The 14456-nt window shown below is 59.1% G+C and carries 12 protein-coding genes and 2 pseudogenes; 13 read left to right on the plus strand and 1 reads right to left on the minus strand.

Annotated features, from left to right (window positions below):
• Positions 1 to 79 precede the first annotated feature (79 nt).
• From AB4Z24_RS10585 to AB4Z24_RS10595, 3 genes and pseudogenes are all read left to right on the plus strand, one after another.
• Positions 80 to 1162, plus strand: a complete 1083-nt coding sequence (locus tag AB4Z24_RS10585) for an efflux RND transporter periplasmic adaptor subunit (RefSeq protein ID WP_441708134.1) — start codon at positions 80 to 82, stop codon at positions 1160 to 1162.
• Entirely contained in the window at positions 1162 to 2292 is a 1131-nt protein-coding gene (locus AB4Z24_RS10590; RefSeq protein ID WP_441708136.1) for an efflux RND transporter periplasmic adaptor subunit, read from the plus strand. The genes AB4Z24_RS10585 and AB4Z24_RS10590 overlap by 1 nt, the downstream gene beginning before the upstream one ends.
• Positions 2289 to 5389, plus strand: a pseudogene (locus AB4Z24_RS10595) (efflux RND transporter permease subunit). The gene AB4Z24_RS10590 and the pseudogene AB4Z24_RS10595 overlap by 4 nt, the downstream one beginning before the upstream one ends.
• 273 nt (positions 5390 to 5662) lie before the next feature.
• On the opposite strand, the gene AB4Z24_RS10600 reads toward AB4Z24_RS10595, so the two are convergent.
• Positions 5663 to 6043 carry a winged helix-turn-helix transcriptional regulator gene (locus tag AB4Z24_RS10600; RefSeq protein ID WP_441708138.1) on the minus strand — a complete coding sequence of 127 codons (381 nt, stop codon included), beginning with the start codon at positions 6041 to 6043 and terminating at the stop codon, positions 5663 to 5665.
• A 148-nt stretch (positions 6044 to 6191) separates the two neighbouring features.
• Between AB4Z24_RS10600 and AB4Z24_RS10605 the strand changes: the two genes are divergently transcribed.
• The 10 genes and pseudogenes from AB4Z24_RS10605 to AB4Z24_RS10650 all read left to right on the plus strand — a co-directional run bounded on the left by AB4Z24_RS10605 (position 6192) and on the right by AB4Z24_RS10650 (position 13955).
• A complete protein-coding gene (locus AB4Z24_RS10605; protein ID WP_441708285.1) occupies positions 6192 to 6581 on the plus strand; it encodes a DoxX family protein in 390 nt (129 codons plus the stop codon).
• Positions 6582 to 6622: 41 nt separating this feature from the next.
• Positions 6623 to 7366, plus strand: coding sequence for an SDR family NAD(P)-dependent oxidoreductase (locus AB4Z24_RS10610; RefSeq protein WP_441708140.1), 744 nt, complete (start codon positions 6623 to 6625; stop codon positions 7364 to 7366).
• A 69-nt stretch (positions 7367 to 7435) separates the two neighbouring features.
• Positions 7436 to 8068 (plus strand): NAD(P)-dependent oxidoreductase, encoded by a 633-nt coding sequence (locus AB4Z24_RS10615; protein ID WP_441708142.1) that lies wholly within the window; start codon positions 7436 to 7438, stop codon positions 8066 to 8068.
• A 159-nt stretch (positions 8069 to 8227) separates the two neighbouring features.
• The gene (locus AB4Z24_RS10620) at positions 8228 to 8608 is read left to right on the plus strand and encodes a nuclear transport factor 2 family protein (RefSeq protein ID WP_441708144.1); all 381 of its coding nucleotides are present in this window, start codon (positions 8228 to 8230) and stop codon (positions 8606 to 8608) included.
• A 12-nt stretch (positions 8609 to 8620) separates the two neighbouring features.
• Complete coding sequence (locus AB4Z24_RS10625) at positions 8621 to 9550, plus strand: NAD(P)-dependent alcohol dehydrogenase (RefSeq protein WP_441708146.1); 930 nt, start codon at positions 8621 to 8623, stop codon at positions 9548 to 9550.
• Between the two features lie 120 nt (positions 9551 to 9670).
• A pseudogene (locus tag AB4Z24_RS10630) lies at positions 9671 to 9757 on the plus strand (HTH domain-containing protein); the annotation flags it as partial.
• Positions 9758 to 9877: 120 nt separating this feature from the next.
• A complete protein-coding gene (locus AB4Z24_RS10635; RefSeq protein WP_441708286.1) occupies positions 9878 to 10339 on the plus strand; it encodes a helix-turn-helix transcriptional regulator in 462 nt (153 codons plus the stop codon).
• A 399-nt stretch (positions 10340 to 10738) separates the two neighbouring features.
• Positions 10739 to 11017: a hypothetical protein gene (locus AB4Z24_RS10640; RefSeq protein WP_441708148.1), complete on the plus strand. Its 279-nt coding sequence runs from the start codon at positions 10739 to 10741 to the stop codon at positions 11015 to 11017.
• 169 nt (positions 11018 to 11186) lie between these two features.
• Positions 11187 to 12458 carry a S53 family peptidase gene (locus tag AB4Z24_RS10645; protein ID WP_441708150.1) on the plus strand — a complete coding sequence of 424 codons (1272 nt, stop codon included), beginning with the start codon at positions 11187 to 11189 and terminating at the stop codon, positions 12456 to 12458.
• Between the two features lie 33 nt (positions 12459 to 12491).
• Positions 12492 to 13955: a trypsin-like serine protease gene (locus tag AB4Z24_RS10650; protein ID WP_441708152.1), complete on the plus strand. Its 1464-nt coding sequence runs from the start codon at positions 12492 to 12494 to the stop codon at positions 13953 to 13955.
• Positions 13956 to 14456 lie beyond the last annotated feature (501 nt).

Genomic DNA, 14456 nt, shown 5'->3' on the forward strand with positions numbered 1-14456 from the left:
TTATTATTGACTAACCAGAAAGTCAACAATAAATGACCGATTAGTCAGTGAAGTTATGCGGGCTAACTCGGGGGGTGTGATGACACGCGCTCAAATTGCAAAGGCCTTGTTTTTTATGCTGTTTGTTGGCCTTTCGGGCTGTGACGATCAGCATTCAGCGGCCCACAAGGCGCCGCCCCTTGTGCGGACCCAGGTGGTCGCGTTCACGGACTATGCCCCCAACGTCGCGCTGACCGGCGAGATCAAAGCCCGGGTGCAAACGGGCTTGTCCTTCCGGGTGAGCGGACGGATCAGCGAGCGCTTGGTTGATGTCGGCACCCGCGTCACGCCAGACCAGGTCCTGGCCCGCATCGACCCAAAGGAACAGAACGCCGACGTCGTGTCAGCGGAGGCGACGGTACAGTCCGCCGAGGCGCGCGTGCGTCAGACCGCGACCGCCTTCGATAGGCAAAAGGCCCTCATCAAGGACGGGTTTACGACGCGGCGGGAGTACGATCAGGCGGAAGAGGCTCTGCGCACCGCCGAAGGATCGCTCGAATCCGCCAAGGCTCAGCTCGGCACCGCGCGCGATGCGTTGTCCTACACCGAGCTGCGGGCCGGTGCCGCGGGTGTGATCACCGCGCGGACTGCCGAAGTGGGGCAAGTGGCGCAAGCCGCTCAGACCATGTTCACACTGGCCCAGGATGGACCGCGAGATGCGGTTTTCTATGTCTACGAGGCGGCCTTCCTCCAAAATCCATCCGCACCCACCATCCACCTCGCTTTGGTGTCCGACCCCACCGTCACAGCGATCGGCACAATTCGAGAAGTTTCGCCCAGCACCGATACGAAATCAGGCACCGTCCGCGTCAAGGTCGCCATCGATGATCCCCCGCTGGCCTTCACATTGGGAGCGCTGGTGTCCGGCTCCGCGACGACAAAGGCTAGGCAAGTAGTCGTCATCCCCTGGACTGCTCTCTCGGCGCTCGCGGGCAAGCCCGCGGTTTGGGTCGTGGATCCCAACTCTTCCGCCGTCTCTCTCAAGCCCGTCGAGATCGAGGCCTACGAGACCAAGAACGTCGTCATCGACGCCGGGCTTAAGCCCGGCGAACGCATCGTCACCGCCGGCGCAAAGATTCTTAGACCCAATCAGATCGTCGCTCTGGCACCGGAGGCTGGCTGATGACACACGCACTTCAACCGTCGCTTCCGGCATTCCTGCTCACGATGACCCGCTTCGTCATCTTGCCGATCGCGCTGACGCTCCTTCCGCTGACGGGATGCAGCGAGAGCCAGGATAAGCCAGCTCCGCCGCCCCGCCCGGTGCTATCGACAGTCGTTTCCGCCGAGCCCCGGTCATTGCTCACACTCGTCGGAACCATAGAGCCCCGCTACCGTACGGATTTGAGCTTTCGAGTTATCGGACGCGTCATCACGCGCGACGTCGATGTGGGCGATCTGGTGCGCAAGGGGCAACGCGTTGCCGCACTCGATCCGACAGCGCTCGAACTTGCCGTTCGCATCCAGCGCGCGGGCCTCTCCAATGCACAAGCCCAGCTCACAAACGCTTCGGCGACCGAGGGCCGCCAACAGACGCTGCGCGATCGCGCCGTGTCGTCGCCGGCAACGTTCGAAGCAGCCGAACAAACGCGCATTGCGGCACAAGCCGAAGTGGTGCGCGCGCAATCCAGCCTTACGAAGGCGCAGGAGCAGCTTGGCTATGCGCAGCTTGAGAGCGATTTCGATGGGGTGGTGACGGCTGTCAGCGCCGAGGTAGGTCAGGTCGTCTCCGCCGGCGAGACCGTCGTGACCATAGCGAAGCCCGATGTCCGCGAGGCGGTGGTCGATATCCCGGAAAGCGTTAACGGCGCGGTGAAGCCTGGAACGGAATTCGACGTGGCGCTTCAGCTCGATGAACGCGTCCGTGTCACCGGAATCGTTCGTGAGATCGCTCCGGAAGCCGACAGCGTGACCCGCTCCCGGCGCGTGCGCATTACGCTCGAAAACGCACCGGACACGTTCCGGCTCGGCACGACGGTGACCACAACGATCAAGGGATGGGCAGGTTCATCGAGCGTCGTGCGATTACCGCTCTCGGCACTTCTCGAGCGGGATGGGCAATCCATGGTCCTCGTCATCGACGAGGCGACCAACAGCATCTCGGAGCGGCAAGTGACCATCGCTTCCAGAGACGAGCACTCCATCACGGTGTCCGCAGGCCTTGGACCCGGGACTCGCGTCGTAACGGCCGGCGTCAACAGCCTATCGCCTGGCCAAAAGGTCAAGTTCGAGAACGGAGCGTCGGGCTCATGAAGTCGTTCAATCTGTCGGAGTGGGCGCTCGCGCACCGCTCGTTTGTCACTTATTTTATGATCGTGTTCTCATTGGCTGGGCTGTTTTCCTATCTGAACCTGGGGCGGGAAGAAGACCCGGCCTTCACCATCAAGACGATGATCATCCAGGCCCAGTGGCCGGGAGCCTCCGTCGAGGAAACGACGCAGCAGGTCACGGATCGCATCGAGAAGAAGCTTGAGGAGCTCGAGTCTCTCGACTACACCCGGTCAATCACGACTCCCGGCCAGACCACGATCTTTCTCAACCTGCGGGATACCACAAAGGCCGCCGACGTCGCGCCGACGTGGGTGCAAGTCCGCAACATGATCCTCGACATCAAGGGCGAGTTCCCGCAAGGCGTCGTGGGTCCCTTTTTCAATGACCGTTTCGGCGACGTGTACGGCAACATTTTCGCGTTCACTGCCGACGGCCTTAGCCAGCGGCAATTACGGGACTATGTGGAGCAGGTTCGAGCCAAGGTTCTGACAGTGCCCAATATCGGCAAGGTCGACATTGTCGGCGCGCAGGACGAGGTTGTGTATCTCGAATTCTCGCCGCGCGAGATAGCGGCCTATGGCGTTACCCGCAGGAGGTTCTGGCGGCCTTGCAGGCCCAGAACGCGATCACCCCTTCGGGCGTCATCGAAACGGGAGCCGAACGCATCAGTGTTCGCGTCAGCGGACAGTTTGCCTCAGAGCAGAGCCTCGAGGCCGTCAACCTGAGGATCAATGATCGGTTCTTCCGGTTGAGCGACGTCGCGACCATCAAGCGCGGCTACGCCGATCCGCCGACGTCCTTGTTTCGCTACAACAGCCAACCGGCGATTGGTCTTGCCATCGGCATGAAGCCCAAAGCCAACCTCTTGGAGTTCGGCGAGGCGCTGCACAAGGAGATGGCCCGGATTGCCGGCGAGCTTCCGGTCGGTGTAGGCGTTCATCTCGTGTCGGACCAGCCGCTGATCGTGGATGAAGCGGTGAAGGGGTTCACGAAAGCTCTTTTCGAAGCCGTCGTGATCGTTCTTATTGTCAGCTTCATCTCCCTCGGCATGCGAGCGGGTCTTGTTGTCGCCCTCTCGATCCCGCTCGTTCTTGCCATCACCTTCGTGGTTATGGAGTACCTTGGCATCACCCTGCAGCGCATCTCGCTTGGCGCGCTCATCATCGCACTTGGGCTGCTCGTCGACGACGCCATGATTGCCGTCGAGATGATGGTGGCGCGTCTCGAATTGGGCGATCCCCTCAAGAAGGCCGCGAGCTACGTCTACACATCGACCGCGTTTCCGATGCTCACGGGCACGCTTGTCACGGTCGCAGGCTTCATCCCGATCGGCCTCAACGGCAGTGCCGCAGGCGAATTCACATTCACGCTGTTTGTCGTTCTCGCGGTGTCGCTGCTCGTGTCGTGGATCGTGGCGGTGCTGTTCACCCCTCTGCTCGGCGTATGGTTATTGCCGGAGACTATGAAAAAGCACCACGACAAACCTGGCTTGCTATCCTCGCTCTTTTCATCGCTGCTGCGGTTCTGCATGCGGCGGCGCTGGCTCACGATCTTCGTGACATTGGCCGCGTTTGCACTTTCCGTCGTGGGCATGGGATTCGTGCAGCAGCAGTTCTTTCCGTCCTCCGACCGCAACGAGCTGATCGTCGACTGGAACCTGCCGCAAAACAGCTCGATTGCCGAAACGGCAGCCCAGATGGGGCGTTTTGAGAAGGAGGCGCTCGCGGGCAATGCCGATGTGGCGCACTGGTCGTCCTACGTCGGACAGGGTGCGATGCGCTTCGTGCTATCGTTCGATGTGCAGCCAGCGCATCCCTCCTTCGGACAAACGATCATCGTGACGAAGAACCTGGAAGCTCGCAATCGCCTCAAGGCCAAGCTCGAGGCCTATCTGAAACGGGAGTTCGTCGGCACGGATGCGTTCGTCAAGTTGCTCGACATCGGGCCGCCCGTCGGCCGTCCGATTCAATATCGCCTGAGCGGACCTGACATCGCGACCGTCAGGGCTCTTTCGCAGGAGCTTGCCACGATCGTGGGAGCCGATCCCCGCGTCGGCGATGTCACGTACGACTGGAATGAACCGGCCCGCGTGATCAAGGTCGATGTGTTGCAGGACAAAGCGCGTCTCCTCGGCATCACGTCGGAGGACATCGCAACGACCCTGAACAGCGTCGTCGGCGGGGCATCCATCACGCAGATACGCGACAGCATCTATCTCGTCGACGTGGTGGGCCGCGCGCAGGGCTCCGAACGGGGCTCGATCGAAACGTTCCAAAACCTGCAACTTGCGAGTTCGAATGGGCAGCCAGTCCCGCTCGCGGCGGTGGCCACCTTCCATTACGAATTGGAACAGCCTGTTGTGTGGCGGCGGACGCGCATGCCAACCATTACGTTGAAGGCCGGTATCCTGGATGCTACGCAGCCCGCGACGATCGTCGCTGTGCTCGCGCCGGAGATCGAAAAGTTCAAGGATAAGCTGCCCGCAGGCTACGCTGTGGTGACGGGCGGCGCGGTCGAGGAAAGCGCCAAGGGCCAAGGCCCCATCGCTGCGGTCGTTCCGATGATGCTCTTCGTGATGGCGACGATCCTGATGGTGCAGCTGCAGAGCTTCCAGCGCCTATTTCTCGTGGTAGCCGTGGCTCCGCTCGGCCTCATCGGCGTTGTCGGCGCGCTGCTGCCCAGCGGGGCGCCGCTCGGCTTCGTCGCCATCCTCGGCGTGCTGGCGCTGATCGGTATTCTCATCCGCAACTCCGTGATCCTGATCGTGCAGATCGAGGATCTGCTCACGGAGGGGCGCGCTCCATGGGATGCCGTTGTGGAAGCGACGGAGCATCGCATGCGCCCGATCCTGCTGACCGCGGCCGCCGCGAGCCTGGCCTTGATTCCCATTTCCTCCGAGGTGTTCTGGGGTCCGATGGCGTTCGCCATGATGGGCGGCATCATTGTCGGCACCGTGCTGACGCTCTTGTTCCTGCCTGCGCTCTACGTGGCGTGGTTCCGCATCAAGGAGCCTAAGGGCGCCGGTGATGCGGAACTCTCCAACCCATCTCAGGAGCGTCTGAGCAACGTGCCTGCGTAACCCCTGCCGGCGGTAGCCACCGCCGTCTGCCTACGAGCCGCCGCTGTGAAGACCTCGACAGGCGATTTCCGATTTTGGCCCTTAGGTACCATCAGAACCGGGGCCAGCTTCTCTCTGCTGTCGAGATAGCGTACTGCGATCGGAAATCTCTGCGACGACTGCTCCTGACCCCAAGCGGACATGGATGAACCCGGCTTTGAATGGGCGGTGTCCTCATCTTCGGTTGCGCGCGAACTCTCACCGAGTGAATACGCACTCCCGAAAAGGGTGGATTCAGCCGCCCTTGACTTTGCGGTCACGGGCACTCGACTTTGCAGGAACGCTCTTTCCATATTTGGTCCACCAGGCCGTCAACGCCTCCATCGTGGGGCCGAGCCCGCGCGCCTTTTTGGTGATCTCATATTCGACCCGGGGCGGCACTTCCGGGAACACTGTGCGCGAAATGAGCCCATCTGCTTCTAGTTCGCGCAGCTGCGCCGTCAGCATGTGCTGCGTGATGCCGGGGATCGCCTTGCGTAGTTCGCCGAAGCGATAGACCCGCTGATTGAGCAGCCACATGATCTCAAGTTTCCACTTGCCTGAGAGCAGCGCGAACGCGCGCCGCATCTCTTCGTGCATGTTGATCTCTTCATTCGCCATGGTCTGCTTTTCCATACTAACAGCAAGTTATTCATCCTACTTGCCAATATCCGTGTTGGCGCACATTTTCAAATCTTAGTGGGGTTCGTGCATGAGAAATACCCAACGACTTTCATATTGATTGACGAGAGACCCTGTGAAGAACCGCGACAAGGACGACAGCATGGCCGCAATTTACATTTACTGGATCAGCACAATTCTTCTCTCGCTGCTCTATCTGAGTTCAGCTTTTCTGTACGTGACGAAAGGCGATTGGGTCCGGCAGGTGCTCGCCGGGCTTGGATACCCCGCTTATCTCGTGCCGGTCATGATCGTCGTAAAGGTGCTAGGCCCGGTGGCCATCCTTTCACGCTTCAACGTGGCGCTCAGTGACCTCGCTTATGCAGGCATATTCTTCCACCTGCTGCTGTCGGGTCTGGCACATCTCGGCGTCCGCAAACCGAGTGGCGCATTACCGGCTGCGGTGGGTCTTGTTCTGCTGTCCGCATCGTTCCTGACGCAGAACGCCGCTCGCGAAGTCCCATCGCCCTACGTGCAAGCGGCGATGCGCTGACTCGAGCCGTACCGTCAACTCACCATCGAAAGGACAAAGCTATGGGCCGCCTCTATGGAAAAGTTGCCATTGTCACAGGAGCTGGTCGCGGAATCGGCCGCGCCACGGCGAAGTTATTTGCAGCGGAAGGCGCCAAGGTTGCTGTCGTATCCCGAACCCCCGCAAACGTGGATGCGGTCGTCGCGGATATCGAGGCCGCCGGCGGGGTGGCAATCGGGGTGGTCGCCGACATCGGCAATGCGGATCAAATCGAAGCGGCGGTGGAGAAGACTGTTGCCGTCTTCGGCAACATCGACATCCTCGTGAACAATGCCTTCGATCCCTCCGCGCCTTTTTCATCCATCATCGATCTCTCGGTTGAGCAATTGCAGCGCAATTTTGAGATGGGCCCGATTGCCTATTTAAGAACCATGCAGGCCGCCTACCCATACCTGAAAAAGAGTGGAGACGGGCGCATCATCAACTTCGGCTCTATGGCCGGCATCATCGGCTTTGCAGGTTATGGCCCGTACAATATGGCTAAGGAGGCCGTGCGGGCCCTCACCAGAACGGCCGCGCGAGAGTGGGCTCCCGACAAGATCACCGTCAACAATGTCCTGCCTCTGGCTGACACCTGGGGCAAGGAGACAAACGTGCCGCCGCCGACCAACCCGCTTGGCCGCTTCGGATCGCCAGAGGAAGACATCGCGCCGGTCGTGCTGTTCCTGGCGAGCAAAGATGCCCAGTTTTTGACTGGCTACACGCTCACACCGGATGGAGGCTCGATCATCGACAGCGCGCGCTGAGCTGCAACGGACGGCTGAGCATAGCGTAGTTCGCCGTGGTCTCGAAAATCATCTGTTCATAGGTGCAACATGAAAGTGACTCTCTTCGGTGCCACCGGAAAGATCGGGAGGTACTTGATCGATGAGGCCTTGAAACGCGGCGTCGAGGCCACCGTCTTTGCGCGATCAGGCAGCACTTATGAAAATCCGAGATTGCACATCGTCCGCGGTGAGCTGACAGATACGGCTCTTCTAAAAGAAGCCGTCCGCGGATCTAGTGCCGTCTTGTCGGCGCTTGGGCCGACGAAGCTACAGCACCCGAAAGATTTACCGATCACAAACGCTACGGAAGCCATCATCTCGGCGATGAAGGAGGAGAATGTGCAACGCCTTATCGCCGTTTCCACCGGCACGGCGGTCGACCCCGGTGATGGCTTTGACTGGAAGGTTTGGCTTCCCGCGCTGCTCATCAAGCACATGATGCCCAGTTCCTATGACGACATCCTCGGGCTCGCCAAAGCGATACGGGCGTCGGATCTGGAATGGACGATGCTCCGTGCGGCCTTCTTGAAGAACAGTCCCGCATCCGCGCATCTCAACGTGGGACTATATGGCCATACCCGGCACTCCCTAACTGTAACCCGCGAGGACCTGGCGAAATTTATGTTCGATCAAATCTCTGACCCTCGATACATCCGCCAGGCGCCTGGGATCAGTACGTAAGATCGTATGGCAATTTCGGCTGATGGTCCGCTCCTGGCCCAAAGCGGACTTCCCACGTCTGCTAGTGCGGCGTGGGCAGTTGGTTGTCTACTGCCAGAATCTGTCACTGGTCTGCCCTAGGCTTTCTTTCAGCGCACCCAATCACTGAAAGGAAAGACCATGACCAACCAAAGCAGCGGCAAGGCGTTGCAAATCGCCGAGACCTATGTCGAGGCCATCGCCAGCAAGAACGTTGATGCGATTATTTCCGTCTCGGCGGACGACGTTATTTGCACCTCGCCAATCGGGCAGATTACCGGAACCCAGAAGTTTCGCGAGTTCCATGGCGGGTTCGCCCGCATGCTAAAGAAGGTCACGATTCTCGGCGTCTACGGCGACGATGAGCAGGCTGTTGTCGTTTACAACGCGGACACCCATCCCGTTGCCAACGCCGTCGTCGCAGAACTTCTCAAGGTGAAGAACTGCAAGATCGCGTCGACCGTAGTGATCTACGACGCGGCTCCGTTTGCCGCCTACATGGCGACTACCCAACCGCACTAAGGCAGATCGGCCATGAAACAGATTCAATATTTTAGCTATGGCGGCCCCGAAACAATGAAGCTCGGAGATTTCGAGCTGAAGGCTCCGGGGCTCGGCGAAGTTGCGGTCAAGGTGAAGTTCGCTGCCATCAATCCCATCGATTGGAAGGTGCGCAATGGCGATCTCAAAATGATGACGGGGAAGAAATTTCCCCGCGTGATGGGCAGCGACTTCTCCGGCATCGTGACCGCTATCGGCACAGGCGTAACGCGTTTCAAGGTCGGCGATTCCGTGTTCGGCATGGCGCGGATCAAGGATGGCGGCGCGCTTGGCGAAGCCGTGATCGCCCCGCAAAACTTCGTTGCCAGGAAGCCGGATTCGGTCTCGTTTGAGGACGCGGCCTGCCTAGCTACACCGGGGGTCACTGCATGGAACGGCCTCGTGGACAAGGCTGGTCTGAAATCCGGCAAGCACGTGTTTGTCAACGGCTGCACCGGCGCTGTCGGCGAGGCCACGGTGCAACTTGCAAAGATGATCGGGGCGACCGTCGCGGGGACGTGCAGTGCGCAGGCGATACAGCGAGCCCGTGACCTGGGCGTTCAGCCTCTCTTCGATTATCGGACCACCGATCTGTCGAAGATCCATGAACGCTTCGACGTCGTCTACGATACGGCGGGGACGATGACGGTTGCTGTCGGGCTTGGTCTGCTCCGTCAGGGTGGAGTATATCTCGATATCAATCCAACGCCGATCAAGTTCATCCGTGCGATCTTTAACCGGCAACTCAAGCCGATCGTCTGCACCGCGCGGGCCGATATCCTTGACGACCTTGCCAGTGCAGCGGGAGCTGGAAAGCTTCGCTTGCCGGTCGCCGAGACCGTGCTTCTGAACGATGCGATCCCGCTCATCACGGCGCTCGAATCTGGGCGCAAGCTCGCCGGCAAGGCGCTGGTCGCAATGTGAATATCGTCTGGTCCATTCAAAACCGCGCCGCTCGCGGCCGAGCGGCGAATTGCTGCCAATTTTTGGCAGGACGTGTGCTAGACTTGCTCTATGTCCAAAAGCCAACGGCTATTCGACGTCATGCAAATCTTGCGGCGGCACCGTCACCCGGTATCGGGCAAAGATCTTGCGGCTGAGGCGGGCGTGTCGCTGCGAACGATTTATCGCGACATCGCCGACTTGCAGTCGTTGGGCGCGCAAATCGAGGGCGAGCCGGGCTTCGGCTATGTCTTGCAACCCGGGTTCCTCCTTCCTCCGCTGATGTTCTTGGAGCAAGAAATCCAAGCTTTGGCGCTCGGCGCCCAATGGGTATCTCGCCAGACCGATGATGAGTTCGCGCTGGCGGCGCGTGACGCGCTCGCAAAAATCGCTGCAGTCCTCCCCTCGGAGCTGCGGCACAAATTAGACGACAATGCCTTTCACGTAGGACGCAGACCGAAACAGCCTGAAGCCGTCGATCTTCGCATCGTACGCCAAGCCATGCGCGACCAACACAAACTTTCCATTTCGTATCGCGACCCGAAAGGCACCAAAACCATGCGGATCATCTGGCCGATTGGCATCGCATTTTTCGATTCCCGGCGGATCATTGCCGGCTGGTGCGAAATGAGAAAAGATTTCCGCTCATTCCGGACGGATCGGATCGAGAAGATCAAGCTAAAGACAGAACGCTATCCCGGTCGTCGACGCGATCTCGTAAAGCAATGGCGGACTCAAGTTGACGCGGACCGCCGTAAGACTATTGACTGACCTCGCTACCAAGTTTGACACTTGTTCCAAAAGGCCGGGACCTCGGGCAACGTCTATCCTAATTGGCCTCGGGAGTCCGCTTCTGACCCATCGCGTCTAAATCGCATCGGCGGCTATTGGGCCTGTGGACACTGACGATCGAAGGTCGCCATGCTCCCGAACGCCGCCGAGTATATTCGGTCACCGTCGCCACCATCACATGAGGATTTTGCTGCGGTGCGGCACCGGGAGATCACTAGACCCAGTTGTTGGGCCGTGAACTTGACCTTGCTCAAAGCGACTGCGATTGCGCATGTCTTACGATGACTTCAAAGGAGGCTCGTCACGTTCTGCCATTGGCCTTGAAGGCTTCACCACCGACACCATGTGGCAGAGGGTGACGTCAGCGGGAAGCAAAACATGTGCAATCGCTACCTCATGATCTTGATGATTGCCGTCTCTTCGAACTCTGCTGTCGCGGACGGCGATCGTTCTTACTCAACGCCTGGAGGCACCGTAACGATTCCGGGGTCAAGCGTAGGGAAGCCCGGTGATGTCGGCTCGCGCGGACACACCAACATTCGGACGTTCAAACCCGCAGGCACCGATACGCCACAGCCGCCGCCAAGCGATTTCTTTGATCAAAAGAAATTGCCTCAATCGCCGGACGACACGACGCGGTCGCCTTCGGACCGCTAAGGATCACCTCATCGTTCGAGCACATTTTGGCGGGCGCCGTCTTTGTCATCGAAGAGACATCGACGCGCCATCGAATACGCGCGCTAATTATCAGTACACTGTTCTTGATTTTTGATCTCTTGGTTGTTAATGCTGCGCGGTATTTTATTCAATGTTGAGGGGGTCGTTCATGCGTTGCTCCGCGGCAGCATTTTTGTTGATATTCGTCGCAGTTTATTTTGCCGCCTCCGAACGATCCTGGGCCGAAGATACGAGCCTGCACGGCGCCATATGGCGACCTGAATCCAGCATCCGAAAGCCGCAGCCCCTCATTGCTGGCCTCGAGGGTCATGCGCATGCCTTCACGAACATCGCAGTATTTGTCCCGGACGTTGCCATCGAGCCTCCGACGCCGGCGGCTGCGCCGCCTACAGCAAATTTCGTCGAAACACCGGCATCGATTGCCTGCATCTACGGGCTCGTTCCGCGCAGCGACGGCTGTAATCCAAATGTTGTGCGCAGGGACGTCATCGGCGGGGCGAAAGCCGTCGCCATCGTCGACGCCTACGATGCTCCGGCGATAAAGCAGGATCTCGCGACTTTCAGCCAGCGCTTCGGCTTGCCGCCGCCGGATCTCGACGTCGTATTCGCTTCCGGCAGCCGGCCGGACAACGATAAGGGTTGGGAGATAGAGATTTGCCTGGATGTCGAATGGGTGCATGCGCTCGCCCCCGCGGCCAAAATCTATTTGGTCGAAGCGAAAACCAATTCCTATGACGACTTATTTCTTGCCGTCGATAAGGCGAGTGATCTGATCGCGAGTGCTGGCGGAGGTGAGATTTCGTTGAGTTGGGGCGGCAACGAGTTTCCGACCCAGTTAAACTACGACCCACGTTTCAACCGCGCCGGCATCGTCTATTTCGCTTCGACGGGTGATGTGCCAGGCGTTAGTTTTCCTGCAACGTCGCCTCTGGTCGTAGCGGTTGGCGGGACCACAATCAATCGCGACGCATCGGGCAATTTTATCAATGAAACGCCTTGGACAAGCGCCGGGGCCGGTCCGAGTTCCGCGGAATTCATCCCGCAGTACCAATCTTCCCTCACCGCCATCATCGGAAACCGCCGGGGTGTGGCCGATCTCGCAGCGGTCGCCGATCCAGCGACCGGTGTCTGGGTTTACGATTCGACGAACTCATCCGCCCGGGACAATAAAGGCTGGATGGTCGTCGGCGGCACCAGTGCGGCTGCGCCGATTGTCGCCGCAATAACCAACAATGCCGGTCGGTTCGCAGCCTCTGGGAACGACGAACTGGCATTCATTTACTCCAATTCCAACAAATTCACCGATATCCAGACCGGAACCTGTGGCCCTTCGCTCGGCACGCATGGCGCCTATAACTCCGCCCTCGGCTGGGATTTTTGTACAGGCGTTGGGACGCCGAACGGAAAGGGCGGTCTGTAGCTCGAGGTAGAAGTACATTCTGGGGAGACAACCATGCGCTTTAGCGACCGACGGCCGCTGCAGGCTCTGTGTTTTGCCTTTTTGACATCGCTATCCCTTCCTTGCCTAGCCCAGACCCACCTCAACGAGATCGTCGTTCCAGGAACTGGGATCGATTCCCCATCATCGCTGAACAATTGGAAAAGATCCGGCAACCTCATTGCCATCCAGCCCGCGAGCGAAATCACCGATCCCGGCCACGGTGTCGGAGCCGCAGTGATCATGCGGCGCCCCCCTCCGCCGATAACGGATCCGGGCAATGGAGTGGGGGCGGCCGTTCTGATTACGCCCCCTCGAGATCCAACGATCGTCGATCCGGGCTTGGGAGTTGGCGCGGCCGCCAGGCAGTCGACAGTCTCAACTGCGCAGTCTACGGGGGCACCGCTTCTTCAAATTTTAATAACGCCGGCTACCCCGGGAAATCCCGTCGAAGTTACAAACGCCTATTCGGCTCCCGCGGCGGCCATTGTTACGCAGTCTGCCACTTCCGGCGTGACGCCAATGAATTTCTTGGATCTCGATAGTGGGCTTAGAGACTGCGATATCGGTTTTGACAATCTCAAGACAAAGTCGCCCTTCTGCGAAGGTGCTTCACTAACGAACGGTCGCCGCTGCGAGAGATATTCGATCTCGCAGTTTCCCGAAGTCATCAAGCTTGTCATTCAGTTCACGAACCAGGCTCAGGATCTTTGTTCGGGCACACTTGTTGCGCCGGATCTCGTTCTGACCGCCGCTCACTGCTTCATCGGAGAGAAAAGCACGACCTCTCAAACCGGAAGCGCCGATAAAGATTTCGTTTGGACGCCGGATTCAGGCTCTCAATTGATATCGGCCGTGGTCGCCGACGCGAGCAACGCCAAACTACTTGCGCGAGATCAAAGACCACGGCTTGCCAAACGTGTTGTAGTGTTTGGCAAGTATGGCGGCGCGCAGTCGCGCCCGCAGTTCGCAAACGACTTGGCCCTCGTAGAGCTTGCTACTGCCTATCCGGCCCAAGCGGTGCAACCGGCAGCGCTCGCAAAACCGCAGGAGTTCGCTGCCGCAACGACAATTGCAGGTTATGGATATTCGAATGCCGACAACGGCACATTGGGATTGTTCAATCTCACTTGGCCAGTGCCGGTTGCGCGAGACAGCAGCCAATTGAGCTTCTCGCCTCAGCAGGGAGGGCCAATAAAGAGCGGCTTCTGCCAAGGCGACTCCGGCGGACCGGTTTTCGCCGGAAGGTATCGAGGTTGCAAACCCTACGATATAGTCCCAGAGTCGCGTCCCCGCCTCCTCGAAGGTACGATTTCGTTCAATTACTTAGGTCCTATTGACGGACCTGGCACCGAAGCACAGGAGTCAAGTAGCGCTTGTCGAAATGGCCAAGACATGGTGATGCAGGACATTACGGGCGACGTACGTCGGAATTGGATTTGCCGAGTTGCCGGCAATGCCCCTGGAGGCTGTCAATAACGGCATATGCCGGCCGCGGGGCAATGCAAATCCAAGTCGTATTATGCCTTGCAATCTTTTCCTGTGCCTGCCACGCCGAATCTCCGCCACCGAATAAAATTTGCCATCTCTCGAGAGAGGCCGAGGATATTTTCAGGGGTCGAAAAATTTCCGCTGATTTGGAGCAACAGATCTTGCTGCAATCCGGCGCTGCCGCTCCTGCACGCATTCTAGAGCGTGGTAGGGCAAGCATTATGGATCGCCGCAACGATCGCGTGAATATTCAAATCGACAAATTCGGGCGAATCTTGAGTGTTCGGTGCGGCTAAATGCTTCTTCTTGGATATGAAGCCAAACGTGTCTCGCCAAGAACGATCCGGGCCCTACCCCGGCGGCTGAAGAAATGGCGTCTACGAGGAGTGCGTGGTCGCATATGCTTGCGCAAGCTACGCATCCCGCGTCCGCACACGCGGCAAACGACATAGTCGTCAGCCGCGTGTGGAGATGGTTGAGGGTCTTCGA

It is taken from the genome of Hyphomicrobium sp. 2TAF46 (assembly GCF_052114865.1).
Lineage (GTDB): Bacteria > Pseudomonadota > Alphaproteobacteria > Rhizobiales > Hyphomicrobiaceae > Hyphomicrobium_B.